The organism is Streptomyces sp. CB00455, assembly GCF_001905445.1.
In the GTDB taxonomy this organism is placed as follows: Bacteria; Actinomycetota; Actinomycetes; order Streptomycetales; family Streptomycetaceae; genus Streptomyces.
Genome location: NZ_LIVQ01000009.1, coordinates 92,112 through 109,787, shown reverse-complemented (window position 1 = coordinate 109,787; position 17,676 = coordinate 92,112). Strand labels below are relative to the sequence as shown.

Below are 17,676 nucleotides of genomic sequence, written 5' to 3'. Positions count from 1 at the left end.
GTTCGACATCCGAGGTGACGTAGGCGTGGCTCTTCCGCCCCTTACCCCTGAACAGCGCGCAGCCGCGCTCGAAAAGGCCGCCGCGGCTCGCCGGGAGCGGGCCGAGGTGAAGAATCGACTCAAGCACTCCGGCGCCTCGCTCCAAGAGGTCATCAAGACAGGCCAGGAGAACGACGTCATCGGCAAGATGAAGGTCTCCGCCCTGCTGGAGTCCCTGCCTGGCGTGGGCAAGGTGCGCGCCAAGCAGATCATGGAGCGCCTCGGCATCTCCGAGTCCCGGCGTGTCCGAGGTCTCGGTTCCAACCAGATCGCCTCTCTGGAGCGCGAGTTCGGCAGTACCGGCGCCTGAGGCGCCGCCTGAAGTTCTCCCGGCGTTCTCAGGCAGTCCTGGGAACCTGGATAATCGCTCTATGGCAGCAGAGGTTCGTCCGCGGCTGACCGTGCTCTCCGGCCCCTCGGGGGTCGGCAAGAGCACGGTCGTCGCGCATATGCGCAAGGTCCACCCCGAGGTCTGGCTCTCGGTGTCGGCCACCACCCGCAAGCCGCGGCCCGGTGAGCGACACGGAGTCCACTACTTCTTCGTCGGCGACGACGAGTTCGACAAGCTGATCGCCAACGGCGAGCTGCTGGAGTGGGCCGAATTCGCGGGCAACCGCTACGGCACACCGCGCAGCGCGGTGCTGGAGCGCCTGGACAAGGGCGAGCCGGTACTGCTGGAGATCGACCTCCAGGGCGCACGGCTCGTCCGCGAGTCCATGCCCGACGCCCAGCTCGTCTTCCTGGCCCCGCCGAGCTGGGACGAGCTGGTCCGGCGCCTGACCGGCCGGGGCACCGAATCGGCCGAGGTCATCGCGCGCCGGCTGGAGACTGCCAAGGTCGAACTGGCTGCCGAATCCGAGTTCGACACCACCCTTGTCAACACCTCCGTCGAGGATGTAGCGCGTGAGCTGCTAGCCTTGGTGGAAGTTGTCTGATCGTTTGGTCGATGTTTTTGAATCGTCCGATCAACACCTGATCGTCTCAGTTTTTCCCCCATCTTCGGAAGGTAGAGCGTGTCCTCTTCCATTACTGCGCCCGAGGGCATCATCAACCCGCCGATCGACGAGCTGCTCGAGGCTACTGACTCGAAGTACAGCCTCGTGATCTACGCGGCAAAGCGCGCGCGTCAGATCAACGCGTACTACTCGCAGCTCGGTGAGGGCCTGCTCGAGTACGTCGGCCCGCTGGTGGACACCCACGTCCACGAGAAGCCGCTTTCGATCGCGCTGCGCGAGATCAACGCGGGTCTGCTGACCTCCGAGGCCATCGAGGCCCCGGCTCAGTAAGGCACCGAGAATTCCTTTCACCACAGGCCCGGCAGAAGATCTGCCGGGCCTGTGGTGTGTCATGGGTGAGTACGACGATCAGAGCCGAACGCGTCGGACGTGTCGAAGGGGAGTGCGTGGTGGGTAAGCCGAAGGTCGTGCTGGGGGTCAGCGGCGGCATCGCCGCATACAAGGCGTGCGAGCTGCTGCGCCGGCTGACCGAGTCCGGGCACGAGGTGCGGGTGGTGCCCACGGCGGCCTCCCTGAACTTCGTGGGCGAGGCCACCTGGTCCGCCCTGTCGGGGAACCCGGCCTCCACCGCGGTCTGGGAGAGCGTCCACGAGGTGCCGCACGTGCGCATCGGACAGTCCGCCGACCTCGTCGTGGTCGCCCCGGCCACCGCCGACATGCTGGCCAAGGCCGCCCACGGGCTCGCCGACGACCTGCTCACGAACACCCTGCTCACCGCCCGCTGCCCGGTGGTCTTCGCGCCCGCCATGCACACCGAGATGTGGGAGCACCCCGCCACCCAGGAGAACGTCGCCACGCTGCGGCGCCGCGGAGCGGTCGTCATCGAGCCCGCCGTGGGCCGGCTCACCGGCAAGGACACCGGCAAGGGGCGGCTGCCCGACCCGGAGGAGATCTTCGAGGTGTGCCGCCACGTCCTGCGCCGGGGCGCCCCCTCGGGCGCAACGGCCGGACCGGACCTCGCCGGCCGGCACGTGGTGGTCAGCGCGGGCGGCACACGCGAGCCCCTGGACCCCGTCCGCTTCCTCGGCAACCGCTCCTCCGGCAAGCAGGGCTACGCGCTGGCCCGCACGGCCGTCGCGCGTGGCGCCCGGGTCACCCTCGTGGCCGCGAACACCGCGCTGGCCGACCCGGCCGGGGTGGACGTCGTACGGGTGGGCACCGCCCTGCAGCTGCGGGAGGCGGTACGGGAAGCGGCGGCCGGGGCCGACGCCGTGGTGATGGCCGCGGCCGTCGCGGACTTCCGGCCCGCCGAGTACGCGAGCGGCAAGATCAAGAAGAAGGACGGGGAGGAGCCCGCGCCGGTCGCCCTCGTACGCAACCCCGATGTCCTCGCCGAGATCTCGGCGAGCCGGGCCGGAGAGGGCCGGATCGTGGTCGGATTCGCCGCCGAGACCGACGACGTCCTCGCCAACGGGCGCGCGAAGCTCCGGCGCAAGGGCTGTGATCTCCTCGTCGTGAACGAGGTCGGCGAGGCCAAGACTTTCGGATCGGAGGAGAACGAGGCCGTCGTCCTTGGCTCCGATGGGACCGAGACCCACGTGCCCCATGGTCCGAAGGAAGTGCTGGCGGACGTCATTTGGGACCAGGTGGTGGCCCGCCTTCCCGCGCGACGCGCCTGAGCAGGTCCCTATCCATGGTCACATCCGTGCGCCAGAATGGAGTGCCGCAGGTCACACGGCTCCCACAAGGCGAGACGGGTGGTCCGGCAAACGGTGGCGACCGATAAACTGCAGTCGGAACGTGACCGGGCGCAGCCCCCGGTGTGGTTCCGCCAAATGATCAGCCAGCAGCCGCTGCAACCCCAGGGAGCGTTGTGTCCCGTCGTCTGTTTACCTCGGAGTCCGTGACCGAGGGCCACCCTGACAAGATCGCTGACCAGATCAGCGACACGATCCTCGACGCGCTCCTCACCGAGGACCCGACCTCGCGCGTGGCCGTGGAGACCCTGATCACCACGGGTCTGGTGCACATCGCGGGCGAGGTGACGACGAAGGCCTACGCGCCGATCGCCCAGCTCGTGCGCGACAAGATCCTCGAAATCGGCTACGACTCCTCGAAGAAGGGCTTCGACGGTGCCTCCTGCGGCGTGTCGGTGTCCATCGGCGCGCAGTCCCCGGACATCGCCCAGGGCGTCGACACGGCCTACGAGAAGCGGGTCGAAGGCGACGAGGACGAGCTCGACAAGCAGGGCGCCGGCGACCAGGGCCTGATGTTCGGCTACGCCTGCGACGAGACGCCCGAGCTGATGCCGCTGCCGATCCACCTCGCGCACCGGCTCTCCAAGCGCCTGTCCGAGGTCCGCAAGAACGGGACCATCCCCTACCTGCGCCCCGACGGAAAGACCCAGGTCACCATCGAGTACGACGGCGACAAGGCCGTCCGCCTGGACACGGTCGTCGTCTCGACCCAGCACGCGGCGGACATCGACCTGGACTCGCTGCTCGCTCCCGACATCCGCGAGTTCGTCGTCGAGCACGTGCTGGCCCAGCTCATCGAGGACGGCATCAAGCTCGACACCGAGGGCTACCGGCTGCTGGTCAACCCGACCGGGCGTTTCGAGATCGGCGGCCCGATGGGCGACGCCGGCCTGACCGGCCGCAAGATCATCATCGACACCTACGGCGGGATGGCCCGTCACGGTGGCGGCGCCTTCTCCGGCAAGGACCCCTCCAAGGTCGACCGCTCCGCGGCGTACGCGATGCGCTGGGTCGCCAAGAACGTGGTCGCCGCCGGGCTGGCCTCGCGCTGCGAGGTCCAGGTCGCCTACGCGATCGGCAAGGCCGAGCCCGTCGGCCTGTTCGTCGAGACCTTCGGCACCGCCAAGGTCGAGGTCCAGAAGATCGAGGACGCCATCGGCGAGGTCTTCGACCTGCGCCCGGCCGCCATCATCCGCGACCTCGACCTCCTGCGCCCCATCTACGCCCAGACCGCCGCTTACGGCCACTTCGGCCGCGAGCTGCCCGACTTCACCTGGGAACGCACCGACCGCGTCGACGCCCTGCGCGCCGCCGCCGGCCTGTAGGACCGCGCCCGCCCGCGCGAACGGCTCCGGACCAGCTGGTCCGGAGCCGTTCGCGCGCCCGCGCCGCCCTCGTGCCGCAGGAACCCCACCGGCGCCGGCCAGGGGCGGGGGAGCGCCGCCGGGCCCCGCCGCTGTCGGTGGCATTTGGTAAGAATGCTGATGTGAGCAGCGCGAACGATTCCCCGCCGGAGCAGCTGGCNCCGGCCGCCATCATCCGCGACCTCGACCTCCTGCGCCCCATCTACGCCCAGACCGCCGCTTACGGCCACTTCGGCCGCGAGCTGCCCGACTTCACCTGGGAACGCACCGACCGCGTCGACGCCCTGCGCGCCGCCGCCGGCCTGTAGGACCGCGCCCGCCCGCGCGAACGGCTCCGGACCAGCTGGTCCGGAGCCGTTCGCGCGCCCGCGCCGCCCTCGTGCCGCAGGAACCCCACCGGCGCCGGCCAGGGGCGGGGGAGCGCCGCCGGGCCCCGCCGCTGTCGGTGGCATTTGGTAAGAATGCTGATGTGAGCAGCGCGAACGATTCCCCGCCGGAGCAGCTGGCGCTGATCCGGGAGATGGTCGCCGAGGCGAAGGCCAAGGCGCCCAAGGCAAAGCCCCGCACCTGGCGCGGGGCCGCGCTCGCCGACGAGCTGCCTGTCGCCCGCGTCCTCGTGAACAAGGGCGTGCTCCACCTCGACCAGCTGTGGGACTACGCCGTCCCCGCCGACCTCTCCGAGGCCGCCCAGCCCGGCGTCCGCGTCCGGGTCCGCTTCGGGGCCGGATCCCACCAGGTGCACGGCGGCCGCCGCGAGGGCGGCGGTCTCATCGACGGCTTCATCGTGGAGCGCCGGGCCGAATCGGACTACGCCGGAGCGCTCGCCGCGCTCGCCCACGTCGTCTCGCCCGAGGTGGTGCTCGGTCCCCGGATGCTGGCCCTGGCCCGGGCCGTGGCCGACCGGTACGCCGGCAGCCTCGCCGACGTCCTCCAGCTCGCGCTGCCGCCGCGCAACGCCCGCGCCGAGGCCAAGCCCTCGCCCGAACCGCTGCCCGCGCCCGCCGCGCCCGAGCCGGGCGGCTGGGAGCGGTACGGCGCCGGGCCCGCCTTCCTGCGCGCCCTGGCCGGCGGCGGTACCCCGCGCGCCGTCTGGACGGCACTGCCGGGCCCCGGCTGGGCCGACGAACTCGCCCGCGCCGTGGCCGCCACCCTCGCTTCCGGCCGCGGCGCCCTCGCCGTGCTCCCGGACGGGCGCACCGCCGCCCGCGTGGACGCCGCGCTCACCGCCCTCCTCGGGGAAGGGCGGCACGCCCTGCTGACCGCCGAGTCCGGTCCCGAGAAGCGCTACCGCGAGTGGCTCGCCGTGAACCGGGGCTCGGTGCGGGCCGTCGTCGGCACCCGGGCCGCGATGTTCGCCCCCGTGCGGGACCTCGGGCTCGTCGTCATCTGGGACGACGGGGACTCCAGCCACAGCGACGACCGCGCCCCCTTCCCGCACGTACGGGAGGTGCTGGAGCTGCGCGCCGTCAGCGACGGCTGCGGGTTCCTCGCCGGCAGCACCAGCTGCACCGTGGAGGCCGCCCAGCTGGTCGAGTCGGGCTGGGCGCGGCCGCTGGTCGCCGCCCGGGAGACGGTGCGGGAGCACGCTCCGCGGATCCGGACCGTCGGCGACGAACTGCTGGCCCGCGACGGGGCCGCCCGGGCCGCCCGGCTGCCGAGCCTGGCGTGGGAGACCGTACGGGAGGGACTCAAGACCGGGCCCGTACTGGTCCAGGTGCCGCGGCGGGGCTACGTACCCAGGCTGGCGTGCGAGCGGTGCCGCACCCCGGCCCGCTGCACCGCCTGCGCGGGGCCCCTGGAGGCTCCCGACGCGCGGGACCTCCAGTGCGGGTGGTGCGGGCGGCCCGAGCCGTCCTGGCACTGCGAGGAGTGCGGTTCGTTCCGGCTGCGGGCCCAGGTGGTCGGCGCCCGAAGGACGGCCGAGGAGCTGGGACGGGCGTTCCCGGCCGTGGCCGTACGGACCTCCGGGCGCGACCACGTCCTGGACAAGGTCCCCGACCGGCCGGCGCTGGTGGTGTGCACCCCCGGGGCGGAGCCCGTCGCGGCGGGCGCCGGCTACGCGGCGGCGCTGCTGCTCGACGGCTGGGCGATGCTGAGCCGGCCCGACCTGCGGGCCGGGGAGGACGCGTTGCGCCGGTGGATCGCCGCCGCGTCGCTGGTCCGGGCGGACGGACAGGTGGTCGTGGTGGCCGAGCCGACGCTGCGGCCGGTCCAGGCGCTGGTGCGCTGGGACCCGGTGGGGCATGCCGTACGGGAACTCGCCGAGCGGTCCCAGCTCGGCTTCCCGCCGGTCTCCCGGATGGCCGCGGTGGCCGGCCGGGGGGAGGCGGTGGAGGCGTTCCTGGCGGGGGCCGGGCTGCCGCCGGATGCGGAGATCCTGGGCCCGGTGCCGATGGCGGGGCGGCGGGGGGAGGCGTCTGCCGGCGAGCGGGCGCTGGTGCGGGTCCCGCCCGGCAGTGGGGCGGCGCTGGCGGCGGCGCTGAAGGCGGCGCAGGCGGCGCGCATGGCCCGGGGCGGGCCGGCGTCGGAGTCCGTGCGGGTCCGGATCGACCCGCTGGACATCGGCTGACGCTCCCGCTGCGCGGGGCTCGTCCCCGGGAAGCCGCCGCCCCCGCGTGGGGCGCGCCCTTGTGCCCTCAAGCGCCGGGCGGGCTGGGTCGGCGGCGGCGGCGGCTCGGCCCCGGGCCCCCGCGTGGGCCGGGCCCCTGTGCCCTCAAGCGCCGGGCGGGCTGGGTCGGCGCGGCGGCTCGGCCCCGGACTGCCGGGTGGGTGGCGCGTCTGACGGCTCAAGTGCCGGGCGGGCTGGTTCGGCGGCGGCGGCTCGGCCCCGCTCTCCCGGGTGGGCGGGGCCCCTGTGCCCTCAAGCGCCGGGCAGGCTGGGTGTCGTGGCGCGGCCTGGGCCCTCAGGGGCCGGGTGGGCCGGGGCTGGACGCCGGACGACCCCGGCGGGGGCCCTGGGGCTTGTCCGGCGCGGTCGGGGGGCCGTGGGGCCGTCGGGGGTCGGCGTCCCGGCGGAGGATCCTGGTCAGCCGCCCCGCGGGCCCGGAAAGGCCGGTGAGCGGGGGGCCGAGACGGGGGGCGGGACGGCGACCTGCGACTCCTCGCGCGGCGGCTGCGGCGGCGCCGAGCGCGCCGCCGGGACCGTCGGGAGCGGGCCCAGGGGCCGGGTGGTCGTCCCGTCGGCCGGCTGCTCCGCCGGTTCGGCGGCCTGCGCGCGCCGGGCACCGTAACGCCGGTGCACGGCCTGCTTGGTGACGCCCAGCGCCGATCCGACGGCGTCCCACGAGAAACCGAGCGAGCGGTCGAAGTCCACGGCGGCGGTGACCAGGGTCTCGACGCTGTCCCGCAGCTCCTGCGCGAGGCGGACGGTCGGCGCGGGCGCCCGGCCGTAGACGACGAAGCCCGTGGAGGGACCGGAGCGGCGCGGGCGGTACACGTTGCCGAGCTGGGCGGTGAGCGTACGCAGAGCATCCACCTGCCGGCGAACCCGCTCGATGTCCCGCACCAGCAGGTGCAGGCTGGCCCGGGCTTGGGCGTCGTGGGTGGCGTGGTCGGCCATGAAGAAGCCTCTCGAACCGGTGCTGAAGGGCGGATCGGGCCGCAGACACCGTTCACGACGCGGCCCGTTTCGGTCAATCTCTCTTGACCAACGCGTCACCCGGCGCCCAGGTCACGCTCGGGGGGCGTGTCGGCATATGCGAGAGGCGCGCGCGTGTACGTACGCCCCCTCGACACCGCCGGAGGCCGCCCCGGTGCCCGCCCCATAGACTGGTGCGCTGCTGACAGCCGAGAGAGCGAGGTAGGACCCAGTGAAGCTCGTCTTCGCAGGCACCCCCGAGGTCGCCGTGCCCGCCTTGGACGCCCTGATCGCCTCCGGGCGGCACGAGGTCGCCGCCGTCGTCACCCGGCCCGACGCTCCGGCCGGCCGCGGCCGCAGGCTCGTCGCCAGCCCGGTCGCCGAGCGCGCCGAGGAGGCCGGGATCGAAGTCCTCAAGCCCGTCCGGCCGCGCGACCCGGACTTCCAGGCCCGGCTGCGCGAGATCGACCCGGACTGCTGCCCGGTCGTGGCGTACGGGGCGCTGCTGCCCAAGAGCGCCCTGGACATCCCCCGCCGCGGATGGGTCAACCTGCACTTCTCCCTGCTGCCCGCCTGGCGCGGCGCCGCCCCGGTACAGCACTCGATCATGGCGGGGGACCAGCTCACGGGAGCCTCCACCTTCCAGATCGAGGAGGGCCTGGACTCAGGTCCCGTCTACGGCGTCCTCACCGAGGAGATCCGCCCGACCGACACCAGCGGCGACCTGCTGACCCGGCTCGCCTTCGCCGGGGCCGGACTGCTCTGCGCGACCATGGACGGCATCGAGGACGGCACCCTGCGCGCCGTCCCGCAGGCCCCCGAGGGGGTCTCGATCGCCCCCAAGATCACTGTCGAGGGCGCCCGGATCGACTGGACGGCCCCGGCGATGCGCGCCGACCGGGTCGTCCGCGGCTGCACCCCCGCCCCGGGCGCCTGGACCGTCTTCCGCGGCGAGCGGCTCAAGCTGATCTCGGTGGGCCTGGTGTCCGACCGTACGGACCTGGCGCCCGGCGTGCTCGCCCCCGCGAAGAACAACGTCCACGTCGGCACCGGCTCGCACGCCCTGGAGCTGCTGTGGGTACAGCCGCAGGGCAAGAAGCCGATGCGCGGCGCCGACTGGGCCCGCGGGGTGCGGATCGCGCCCGGCGAGCGTCTCGGCGGGACCGACGTAGGCTGAGGCGTCCGGTCTCCTCCACGGACCGGCGACACCGCAGCACGCACTCCCCGCCCCCCAGCACTCCCGGCCCCCGCGGGACCACGTACCCGCGGGACCGCGCGACCACAGCCCCGGGCGCCCCGCGCAGGCGTGGCGTCCGCCCTACTCGTCGTACCCGAAGCACTCGTACATCCGGAGCACCTTTCACGTGAGCGAACAGCCCCGCCAGCCCCGTCGCAAGCCCGCCGCCGAAGGCGCGGGCGGCCGGCAGTCCAAGCCGGCCAAGCCGTACCGCCGGCCCCAGAAGGACCCCGTCCGGATGCTGGCCTTCGAGGTGCTGCGGGCGGTGGACGAGCGCGACGCCTACGCGAACCTGGTCCTGCCGCCGCTGCTGCGCAAGGCGCGCCAGGACGAGAGCTTCCAGGCGCGCGACGCGGCGCTGGCCACCGAGCTGGTCTACGGGACGCTGCGCCGCCAGGGCACTTACGACGCCGTCATCAAGGCCTGCATCGACCGCCCGCTGCGCGAGGTCGACCCGCCGGTGCTGGACGTGCTCTCGCTCGGCGCGCACCAGCTGCTCGGCACCCGGATCCCCACGCACGCGGCCGTCTCGGCGAGCGTGGAGCTGGCCCGGGTGGTGCTCGGTGACGGGCGCGCGAAGTTCGTGAACGCCGTCCTGCGCAAGATCGCCGCGCACGACATGGACGGCTGGCTGGAGCGGGTCGCGCCTCCCTACGAGGACGACGCCGAGGAACACCTCGCGGTGTACCACTCGCATCCGCGCTGGGTGGTCAGCGCACTGTGGGACTCGCTGGGCGGCGGCCGCGCCGGGATCGAGGACCTGCTGGAGGCCGACAACGAGCGTCCCGAGGTCACCCTGGTGGCGCGGCCCGGGCGGTCCACGCCGCAGGAGCTGCTGGAGGCGGTCGGCGAGGACTCGGCGCTGCCGGGCCGCTGGTCGCCGTACGCCGTGCGGATGGCCGAGGGCGGCGAGCCGGGCGCTCTGGAGGCCGTGCGCGAGGGGCGCGCCGGGGTCCAGGACGAGGGCAGCCAGCTGGTGGCGATGGCCCTGGCGGCCGCACCGGTCGAGGGCCGCGACCAGCGCTGGCTGGACGGCTGCGCGGGCCCCGGCGGCAAGGCGGCCCTGCTGGCCGCGCTGGCCGCGGACCGGGGCGCCTTCCTGCTGGCCTCCGAGAAGCAGCCGCACCGGGCGCGCCTGGTGGAGAAGGCGCTGGCCGGCAACCCGGGGCCGTATCAGGTCATCACGGCGGACGGCACGCGGCCGCCGTGGCTGCCGGGCTCCTTCGACCGCGTCCTGATGGACGTGCCGTGCACCGGTCTGGGCGCCCTGCGGCGCCGGCCGGAGGCCCGCTGGCGGCGCCGCCCGGAGGACCTGGACGGCTTCGCCCCGCTCCAGCGCGGCCTGCTGCGCGAGGCGCTGTCGGCGGTCCGGGTGGGCGGTGTCGTGGGCTACGCGACGTGCTCGCCGCACCTGGCGGAGACGCGGGTGGTCGTGGACGACGTGCTCAAGGGCCGCGGCGCCGGCGCGGAGCCGGTCTCGGCGGAACTGATCGACGCGCGGCCGTTCATGTCCGGCGTCCCGGCCCTCGGGGACGGCCCTGACGTCCAGTTGTGGCCGCACCTGCACGGGACGGACGCGATGTACCTGGCGCTGCTGCGGCGCACGGCGTAGCGGCGGGCCCCCGGCGCGGGGGCCGGGGGGTGCCCTGCCGCGCGGGTCGGGCTCCGGCCGCGCCTGCACGACCGGTGGGACACCCCCGGGCGGAGTCCCCGGCCCCGCTTGTGTGGCCGGGGCGCCGGGCTTCCGGGGCCATGGCCTGAACCAGGCGGCGGCATGGCAGTCTTGGGGCATGGCCGCTCAGATTTCCCCCAGCATCCTGTCCGCCGACTTCGCCCGCCTCGCCGAGGAGGCGAAGGCCGTCGAGGGAGCCGACTGGCTGCACGTCGACGTCATGGACAACCACTTCGTCCCCAACCTGACCCTCGGCGTGCCGGTCGTGGAGTCCCTGAGCCGGGCCACCGACATCCCGCTCGACCTGCACCTGATGATCGAGGACCCGGACCGCTGGGCCCCGCAGTACGTGGAGGCCGGCGCGGGCTCGGTCACCTTCCACGCCGAGGCCGCGGCCGCGCCCGTGCGCCTCGCCCGGGAGATCCGCGCCATGGGGGCGCGGGCGTCCATGGCACTCAAGCCCGCCACCCCGATCGAGCCGTACGAGGACCTCCTCCCCGAGCTCGACATGCTGCTGATCATGACCGTCGAGCCGGGCTTCGGCGGACAGCCCTTCCTCGACATCATGCTGCCCAAGATCCGCCGCACCCGCGAGCTGATCGCCAAGCACGGCCTGGAACTGTGGCTCCAGGTGGACGGCGGCGTCTCGGCCTCCACCATCGAACGCTGCGCGGAGGCCGGCGCGGACGTCTTCGTGGCGGGCAGCGCCGTCTACGGCGCCGTCGACCCGGCCGCGGCCGTGCGCACGCTGCGCGAGCAGGCGGGTACGGCGATCGCCGCGGCGCCGTGGGCTTGCGACCACTGAGCCAAGGGTTGGTGAACAGCTGGGTGAAGGGGAGCCGTCCGGGCTGATCAACGGCCCTCGGATCTGACAGGATGAACGGCGAGTCGAGAGTGTGAACACGAGAGTGTGAACAGCAGTGAGGAGAACGCGGTGTCTGCAATGTCGGCGGGACGGTCAGCCCTGCGGATGGGACCCGCGGAGCTGGTTCAGGCGGCGGCCATGGCCCGCCGTTTCTACCTGGAGGGCAAGTCCAAGATCCAGATCGCCGAGGAGTTCGGCGTGAGCCGCTTCAAGGTGGCCCGGGTCCTGGAGACCGCCCTCGAACGCGACCTCGTGCGCATCGAGATCCGGGTGCCGGCCGAACTGGACGCGGAGCGCTCGGACGCGCTCAGGGCCCGGTACGGGCTCCGGCACGCCGTCGTGGTGGAGTCACCCGCCGACGCCACCGAGGACGCGCCCGATCCGGAGAACCTGGGCGCCGTGGCCGCCGATCTGCTGGGCGAGCTCGTCAACGAGGGCGACGTACTGGGCCTGGCGTGGGGGCGCTCGACCATCCACATGGCCGCCTCCCTGCACCGGCTGCCGCCCTGCACCGTGGTGCAGCTGACGGGCGTGTACGACGCGGGGACCGCCGAGCGCGGCTCCGTGGAGGCGGTACGCCGCGCGGCGCAGGTCTCGGGCGGGGACGCGCACCCCATCTACGCACCGATGCTGCTGCCCGATCCCGCCACGGCGGCCGCGCTGCGCGGCCAGACGGGGATCGCACGCGCCTTCGAGTACTTCGACAAGGTGACGGTCGCGGCCGTCTCCATCGGCTCCTGGGAGCCGGGCATCTCGACCGTCCACGACATGCTCACGGACGAGGAGCGGGCGCACTACGCCTCGCTCGGCGTCGCGGCCGAGATGTCGGCCCACCTGTTCGACGCAGAGGGGCGGCGGGTCGGCCGGGACCTCGGCGAGCGGTGCATCACCGTCGAGGCGGACCGGCTCCGGCGGATCCCCGAGGTCGTGGCGATCGCGGGCGGGCTGCGCAAGGCGTCCGCGATCGGTGCGGTGCTGCGGTCGGGCCTGGTGACCAGCCTGGTCACGGACACCGCGGTCGCCGACTACCTGCTCACGGAGTCGGCGCCCGGGCTGCGGCCGGCGCTGGACCGGGCCGACCCCGACGACTGACTCATCGGGCGAATGGCTGCAAACGCCGCCGGACGCCCGCCTCCGCGACGGATGGTGCCGGAATTGAGATCCGAGCGGCGGCCCGCGGGGCGCCCCGCGGGGCGCATACTGGTCTCAATGACAAAGTCCGCAGTACCTCGCCGCCATTTGCCGTCCAGCCCGTTCAAGGCCCCCGTGGAACCGCCGCTCCGGCAGTTCAGCGTCGGCGACCGGGTCTCTCACGACGAGCACGGCCTCGGCCGTGTCGTCGGTATTGAGGAGGGGATCGCTGTCCTCGTCGACTTCGGATCGGTCCAGAAACGCATTCTGAGTCCCTACACCAAGATGTCGGCGCTCTGAAACCGCCGTCAGGCGATTCGCGAGCGCGTCTGATGTCCGGCACGATCGGTGCATGATCCTTCGGAGCGTGCCCCGATCGTTGCTGCGTCTGCTGGGGGCTCTGTTCCTGTGCACCGCGCTGGTCGGTGCGGCGGGCTGCGGCGGTAAGCAGCCCGCGCCTGCCGGCGGTGACCGCGACAGCGGGCGGCCGAGCGCCGCCGCCTCCGGTGCCGCCGTCCCCAGCGACGCCCCCGGCTGGGCGAAGGGCATGGCCACCGTACGGGCCGACGCGCTGCCGCAGCAGGCGCGCGAGGTGCTCGCACTGATCGACAAGGGCGGGCCGTACGCGTACCGACAGGACGGGACCGTCTTCGGGAACTTCGAGAAGGTCCTGCCGCAGCACGAGCGCGGCTACTACCACGAGTTCACTGTGCGGACGCCGGGTGAGCGGGACCGCGGGGCCCGGCGGATCGTGACGGGCGGGGGCGGGGAGTTCTTCTACTCGGACGACCACTACGAGACCTTCAGGGCGGTTCTCCGATGAGCCTGGACCCGCAGCCCCTCGCGCCCGCCCTCGGCGCCGCCGAAGAGGCGGGCTGGACGGTCCTCCGGCTGGACCTGCGCGGCGTAGCGGGCAAGGCCGGGCTGATGCGGCGGTGCGGGGAAGCCTTCCGGCTGCCGCAGTGGTTCGGCGGGAACTGGGACGCGCTGGCGGACGCGCTGGGCGACCTGTCCTGGCTGCCGGAGGCACCGGGGCGGCTGGTGGCCGTGACGTCGTGGCGTGAGTACGCCGACGCGCAGCCGGGCGAGTGGGAGACCCTCCGGGACGTGCTGGAGGGGGCCGTGGACTCCTGGCGCGAGGAGGAGCCCACATTCGCGGTGGTGCTGGCGGAGCCGGCGCGCGGACCGCGGCCGGGCCACCGGGCGGGGCCGGACGGGGCCGCGCCCCCTGCCCCGCACACCGGACGCCGCCCGGGCTGAACGGGGCGGGGCCGGGGCGGGAACGTCACGTCCCGCAGGGCGTGGGCGGGCGTAGAAGGCGCCGATGGGGCGCTCCAGCGCCCGTGGCCAACGCCTTCGGCCCACCATTCACGCGCATCCACGCGCATCCACGCGCATCCACGCGCATCCACTCGCTCCAGTCGTCGACGGTGGAGTGGTGCGGAGCGTCAGCCGGCTGCCATTCCGGGGTCCGTCCCCGCGGCCCCCTCCGTCCCCCCGGATCCCTCCGTCCCCCCGGCCGCGAAGCCGGTTCCACCGGCCACGTCCGGGCCCTGCGCACGGACCTGGTGGACCTTGTCCAGGGAATCGCGCAGTTCGGCCAGCCAGGCGTCGGTGTTGCGGCCCACCAGGCGGACGCACCAGGCGAGGGCGTCGGCCCGGCTGCGGGCGACGCCGCCCGCGACCAGGGTGTCGAGGACCTGGCGTTCGGACTGGCGCAGCCGGGTCATGACCGGGACGGCGAGGTGGGTGAAGAGGACCGTCTGCCCACCCGCGAGCACGCCCCAGGCCACCTTGCGCCGGTAGAGTTCCTCGGCCTCGCGGGCCACCTCGATGCGCTGCGCGCGGGTGCGCTCGCGGAAGTCCTTGACGGACTCGTCCGCCGGGAGGGCCCCCACGACCGTGATCTCCTCGCGGTCGGCCGTGACCGAGACGAGGGACTCGTAGACGTCCGCCGGCAGACGCTCGGCGAACCAGGCGCGGAGCTGTTCGCTCTGTTCGGCTGTAATCATGTAATCAACGTTGCATCCGCTCCCTGCTTGATCGCAAGACTCCGGCTCCGGGAACCGGAGCACGCGGCCGGGACGCGCGTCGTCCGCGGCGGCAGGATCCGGCGGCCGGATCCGGCAGCAGGGCCGCCCGCCGGGACCAAGGTCCCGTAGGAAAGGACCAGGCGGCCCGGAATGTCCTGGACGTTCGGCCGGGGCGGCATGAACCCCGGGTCATGGGAGAATGAAGTACGTGCGTTTCCTCGGCTGCCCTGTCAGCCATCTAGAAGGATCCTTCGATCGACTGGGATGTTCAGCACGTGCGTTTCCTCAATGACCTGAAGCCGCCGTACGACCTGACGTACGACGACGTGTTCATGGTGCCGAGCCGCTCCGCGGTCGGTTCCCGCCAGGCCGTCGACCTCTCCTCGCCCGACGGGACCGGTACCACCGTCCCCCTCGTCGTCGCGAACATGACCGCCATCGCCGGGCGCCGGATGGCCGAGACGGTCGCGCGCCGCGGCGGCATCGTCGTCATTCCGCAGGACATTCCGATCGAGGTCGTCACCGACGTCATCTCCTGGGTCAAGACCCGCCACCTCGTGCTCGACACCCCGATCACCCTGGCGCCCACCCAGACCGTCGCCGACGCGCTGTCCCTGCTGCCCAAGCGCGCCCACGGCGCCGGCGTCGTCGTCGACGACGAGGGCCGCCCGATCGGCGTCGTCACCGACCACGACCTCACCGGCGTGGACCGATTCACCCAGCTCTCCGAGGTCATGTCGAAGGAGCTCCTGCTCATCGACGCCGACATCGACCCCCGCGAGGCCTTCAACAAGCTCGACGCCGGCCACCGCAAGACGGCCCCGGCCGTCGACGCGGACGGCAGGCTCGCCGGCATCCTCACCCGCAAGGGTGCCCTGCGCGCCACCCTGTACACCCCGGCGACGGACGCCAACGGCAAACTGCGCATCGCGGCCGCCGTCGGCATCAACGGCGACTTCGCGCAGAAGGCCAAGCAGCTGCTCGACGCGGGCGTGGACACGCTCGTCATCGACACCGCGCACGGCCACCAGGAGTCGATGATCAATGCGATCAAGGCCGTCCGCGCGCTGGACCCGCAGGTCCCGATCGTCGCCGGCAACATCGTCGCCGCCGAGGGCGTCAAGGACCTCGTCGAGGCCGGCGCCGACATCATCAAGGTCGGCGTGGGCCCCGGCGCCATGTGCACCACCCGCATGATGACCGGCGTGGGCCGCCCGCAGTTCTCCGCTGTACTGGAGTGCGCCGCGGAGGCCAAGAAGTACGGCAAGCACGTCTGGGCCGACGGTGGCGTCCGCCACCCGCGCGACGTGGCGATGGCGCTGGCCGCCGGCGCCTCGAACGTCATGATCGGCTCCTGGTTCGCCGGTACGTACGAATCCCCGGGCGACCTCCAGCAGTCCGCCGACGGCCGCTTCTACAAGGAGTCCTTCGGCATGGCCTCGGCGCGTGCCGTGCGCAACCGCACCTCCGAGGAGTCGGCCTACGACCGGGCCCGCAAGGCACTGTTCGAGGAGGGCATCTCCACCTCGCGCATGTTCCTCGACCCCACCCGCCCGGGCGTCGAGGACCTGATCGACTCGATCATCGCCGGTGTCCGCTCCTCCTGCACCTACGCCGGTGCCGGCTCCCTCGCGGAGTTCGAGGAGAAGGCCGTGGTCGGCATCCAGTCCGCCGCCGGCTACGCCGAGGGCAAGCCGCTGCACGCCAGCTGGAGCTAGCCGAATCGACCCCGGTGACCCCCGGGACCGTCTCTCACGGACGGTCCCGGGGGTCATGGCGTCCCGGCGGTGAACTGTGTACACCCGCGCGGAACTTCGGGATCCGCAGGGTCACCTTCATGCCGGCGCCCACACCCGTCTCCATCACCGGCCCGTACGCGTCCCCGTACACCTGCCGGATCCGCTCGTCGACATTGGTCAGCCCGATGCCCGAGGACGAGCCGACGGCCTCGCCGGCCAGGATCCGGCGCAGCACGGCCGGATCCATCCCGATCCCGTTGTCCTCGACGGTGATCACCGCCTCCGCGCCCGCGTCCCGCGCCGTGATGGTGATCCGGCACTCCTGCGCGGAGTCCTCCAGCCCGTGCCGGACGGCGTTCTCCACCAGCGGCTGCAGGCACAGGAACGGCAGCGCCACCGGCAGCACCTCCGGTGCCACCTGGAGCGTCACCTCCAGACGGTCCCCGAACCGCGCCCCGGCCAGCGCCAGGTACTGCTCGACGGACCGCAACTCCTCGGCCAGCGTCGTGAAATCACCGTGCCGCCGAAAGGAGTACCGGGTGAAGTCCGCGAACTCCAGCAGCAGGTCCCGGGCCCGCTCCGGATCCGTCCGGACGAAGGAGGCGATGGCGGCCAGCGAGTTGTAGATGAAGTGCGGGGAGATCTGCGCCCGCAACGCCTTGATCTCCGCCTCCATCAGCCGGGTCCGCGACCGGTCCAGCTCCGAGAGCTCCAGCTGGACCGACACCCACCGCGCGACCTCCGTGGCGGCCCGCACCAGCACCGCCGACTCCCGCGACCCGTAGGCCACCAAGGCGCCCAGCACCCCGTCCTCGCCCGTCAGCGGCGCCACCACCGCCCACCTCAGCGGGCAGCCCGGCCGCCGGCACCCGGTCCGCACGCTCTGGCTGCGTCCCGACTCCAGCGGCACCGCCACCCGGGCCATCACCCCCGGCTGGTGGTGGTCGCCGCCCGGCCCGTCCCAGGCCAGCACCGCCTCCCGGTCGGTCAGACACAGCGCCTCGGTGCCCAGCAGCGACCGCAGCCGCCGGGCGGCCTTGCGGGCGGTGTCCTGCGTCAGCCCGGCCCGCAGCGGGGGAGCGGCCAGCGACGCCGTGTGCAGGGTGTGGAAGGTGGCCCGTTCCACCGGGCTCCCCAGATCCGGGCCGTGGTCACGGTCCCCGCGCCGGGCGTGCCACCGGCCCGCCGCCCAGCCCGCCGCCGGCAGCAGCGCGGCGGCCGCCACCGCCAGGACCGCCGGCACGGCCGCCCCCGCGCCGCTCACCGCGGCCCTCCGGCCCGGCCCCCGGTCACCGTGCTCCTGCGC

The 17,676-nt window shown here is 73.5% G+C and carries 18 protein-coding genes; 15 read left to right on the top strand and 3 right to left on the bottom strand.

Annotated elements, in window-relative coordinates; translation table 11 throughout:
- Window positions 1–25 precede the first annotated feature (25 nt).
- The 7 genes from AMK16_RS28920 to AMK16_RS28890 all read left to right on the top strand — a co-directional run bounded on the left by AMK16_RS28920 (window position 26) and on the right by AMK16_RS28890 (window position 6,685).
- On the top strand, window positions 26–349 hold the full coding sequence (locus AMK16_RS28920; RefSeq protein WP_030008746.1) for an integration host factor: 324 nt from the start codon (window positions 26–28) through the stop codon (window positions 347–349).
- Window positions 350–410: 61 nt separating this feature from the next.
- A complete protein-coding gene (gene gmk, locus AMK16_RS28915) occupies window positions 411–974 on the top strand; it encodes a guanylate kinase (RefSeq protein WP_073920274.1) in 564 nt (187 codons plus the stop codon).
- A gap of 78 nt (window positions 975–1,052) precedes the next feature.
- Window positions 1,053–1,325: a DNA-directed RNA polymerase subunit omega gene (gene rpoZ, locus AMK16_RS28910; RefSeq protein ID WP_004948662.1), complete on the top strand. Its 273-nt coding sequence runs from the start codon at window positions 1,053–1,055 to the stop codon at window positions 1,323–1,325.
- A 119-nt stretch (window positions 1,326–1,444) separates the two neighbouring features.
- On the top strand, window positions 1,445–2,674 hold the full coding sequence (gene coaBC / locus AMK16_RS28905; protein ID WP_073920273.1) for a bifunctional phosphopantothenoylcysteine decarboxylase/phosphopantothenate--cysteine ligase CoaBC: 1,230 nt from the start codon (window positions 1,445–1,447) through the stop codon (window positions 2,672–2,674).
- 194 nt (window positions 2,675–2,868) lie between these two features.
- Window positions 2,869–4,077: a methionine adenosyltransferase gene (metK, locus tag AMK16_RS28900; RefSeq protein WP_073920272.1), complete on the top strand. Its 1,209-nt coding sequence runs from the start codon at window positions 2,869–2,871 to the stop codon at window positions 4,075–4,077.
- Window positions 4,078–4,277: 200 nt separating this feature from the next.
- On the top strand, window positions 4,278–4,424 hold a 147-nt coding region (locus AMK16_RS35470), incomplete at its 5' end, for a methionine adenosyltransferase domain-containing protein (protein WP_242438988.1).
- A 161-nt stretch (window positions 4,425–4,585) separates the two neighbouring features.
- Window positions 4,586–6,685, top strand: coding sequence for a primosomal protein N' (locus AMK16_RS28890; RefSeq protein WP_073920270.1), 2,100 nt, complete (start codon window positions 4,586–4,588; stop codon window positions 6,683–6,685).
- A gap of 456 nt (window positions 6,686–7,141) precedes the next feature.
- On the opposite strand, the gene AMK16_RS28885 is transcribed toward AMK16_RS28890, so the two are convergent.
- On the bottom strand, window positions 7,142–7,675 hold the full coding sequence (locus tag AMK16_RS28885) for a hypothetical protein (protein WP_073920269.1): 534 nt from the start codon (window positions 7,673–7,675) through the stop codon (window positions 7,142–7,144).
- A gap of 250 nt (window positions 7,676–7,925) precedes the next feature.
- On the opposite strand from AMK16_RS28885, the gene fmt reads away from it, so the two are divergent.
- The 7 genes from fmt to AMK16_RS28850 all read left to right on the top strand — a co-directional run bounded on the left by fmt (window position 7,926) and on the right by AMK16_RS28850 (window position 13,858).
- Complete coding sequence (gene fmt, locus AMK16_RS28880) at window positions 7,926–8,870, top strand: methionyl-tRNA formyltransferase (protein ID WP_073920268.1); 945 nt, start codon at window positions 7,926–7,928, stop codon at window positions 8,868–8,870.
- A 187-nt stretch (window positions 8,871–9,057) separates the two neighbouring features.
- Window positions 9,058–10,542, top strand: a complete 1,485-nt coding sequence (locus AMK16_RS28875) for an RsmB/NOP family class I SAM-dependent RNA methyltransferase (RefSeq protein WP_073920267.1) — start codon at window positions 9,058–9,060, stop codon at window positions 10,540–10,542.
- A 178-nt stretch (window positions 10,543–10,720) separates the two neighbouring features.
- A complete protein-coding gene (gene rpe / locus AMK16_RS28870; protein ID WP_073920266.1) occupies window positions 10,721–11,407 on the top strand; it encodes a ribulose-phosphate 3-epimerase in 687 nt (228 codons plus the stop codon).
- A 138-nt stretch (window positions 11,408–11,545) separates the two neighbouring features.
- Entirely contained in the window at window positions 11,546–12,559 is a 1,014-nt protein-coding gene (locus AMK16_RS28865) for a sugar-binding transcriptional regulator (RefSeq protein ID WP_073920265.1), read from the top strand.
- 117 nt (window positions 12,560–12,676) lie between these two features.
- Complete coding sequence (locus AMK16_RS28860; RefSeq protein ID WP_030157491.1) at window positions 12,677–12,898, top strand: CarD family transcriptional regulator; 222 nt, start codon at window positions 12,677–12,679, stop codon at window positions 12,896–12,898.
- A 52-nt stretch (window positions 12,899–12,950) separates the two neighbouring features.
- Window positions 12,951–13,421 (top strand): ribonuclease domain-containing protein, encoded by a 471-nt coding sequence (locus AMK16_RS28855; protein WP_073920264.1) that lies wholly within the window; start codon window positions 12,951–12,953, stop codon window positions 13,419–13,421.
- Window positions 13,418–13,858 carry a barstar family protein gene (locus tag AMK16_RS28850; RefSeq protein ID WP_079191801.1) on the top strand — a complete coding sequence of 147 codons (441 nt, stop codon included), beginning with the start codon at window positions 13,418–13,420 and terminating at the stop codon, window positions 13,856–13,858. Before AMK16_RS28855 ends, AMK16_RS28850 begins: the two co-directional genes overlap by 4 nt.
- 188 nt (window positions 13,859–14,046) lie before the next feature.
- Here the strand turns inward: AMK16_RS28850 and AMK16_RS28845 are convergent, their stop codons facing one another.
- Window positions 14,047–14,610, bottom strand: a complete 564-nt coding sequence (locus tag AMK16_RS28845) for a hypothetical protein (protein ID WP_242438980.1) — start codon at window positions 14,608–14,610, stop codon at window positions 14,047–14,049.
- A 296-nt stretch (window positions 14,611–14,906) separates the two neighbouring features.
- On the opposite strand from AMK16_RS28845, the gene AMK16_RS28840 reads away from it, so the two are divergent.
- On the top strand, window positions 14,907–16,349 hold the full coding sequence (locus AMK16_RS28840) for a GuaB1 family IMP dehydrogenase-related protein (protein ID WP_199885639.1): 1,443 nt from the start codon (window positions 14,907–14,909) through the stop codon (window positions 16,347–16,349).
- A 34-nt stretch (window positions 16,350–16,383) separates the two neighbouring features.
- Here AMK16_RS28840 and AMK16_RS28835 read toward each other — a convergent pair whose 3' ends face one another.
- On the bottom strand, window positions 16,384–17,634 hold the full coding sequence (locus AMK16_RS28835; RefSeq protein WP_073920262.1) for a histidine kinase: 1,251 nt from the start codon (window positions 17,632–17,634) through the stop codon (window positions 16,384–16,386).
- Window positions 17,635–17,676: the final 42 nt, after the last annotated feature.

Coding starts and splice junctions, on each gene's coding strand:
- gmk (WP_073920274.1), top strand. CDS start 411: ATGGCAGCAGAGGTTCGTCCGCGGCTGACCGTGCTCTCCGGCCCCTCG.
- AMK16_RS28885 (WP_073920269.1), bottom strand. CDS start 7,675: ATGGCCGACCACGCCACCCACGACGCCCAAGCCCGGGCCAGCCTGCAC.
- rpe (WP_073920266.1), top strand. CDS start 10,721: ATGGCCGCTCAGATTTCCCCCAGCATCCTGTCCGCCGACTTCGCCCGC.
- AMK16_RS28865 (WP_073920265.1), top strand. CDS start 11,546: ATGTCGGCGGGACGGTCAGCCCTGCGGATGGGACCCGCGGAGCTGGTT.
- AMK16_RS28860 (WP_030157491.1), top strand. CDS start 12,677: ATGACAAAGTCCGCAGTACCTCGCCGCCATTTGCCGTCCAGCCCGTTC.
- AMK16_RS28855 (WP_073920264.1), top strand. CDS start 12,951: ATGATCCTTCGGAGCGTGCCCCGATCGTTGCTGCGTCTGCTGGGGGCT.
- AMK16_RS28850 (WP_079191801.1), top strand. CDS start 13,418: ATGAGCCTGGACCCGCAGCCCCTCGCGCCCGCCCTCGGCGCCGCCGAA.
- AMK16_RS28845 (WP_242438980.1), bottom strand. CDS start 14,610: ATGATTACAGCCGAACAGAGCGAACAGCTCCGCGCCTGGTTCGCCGAG.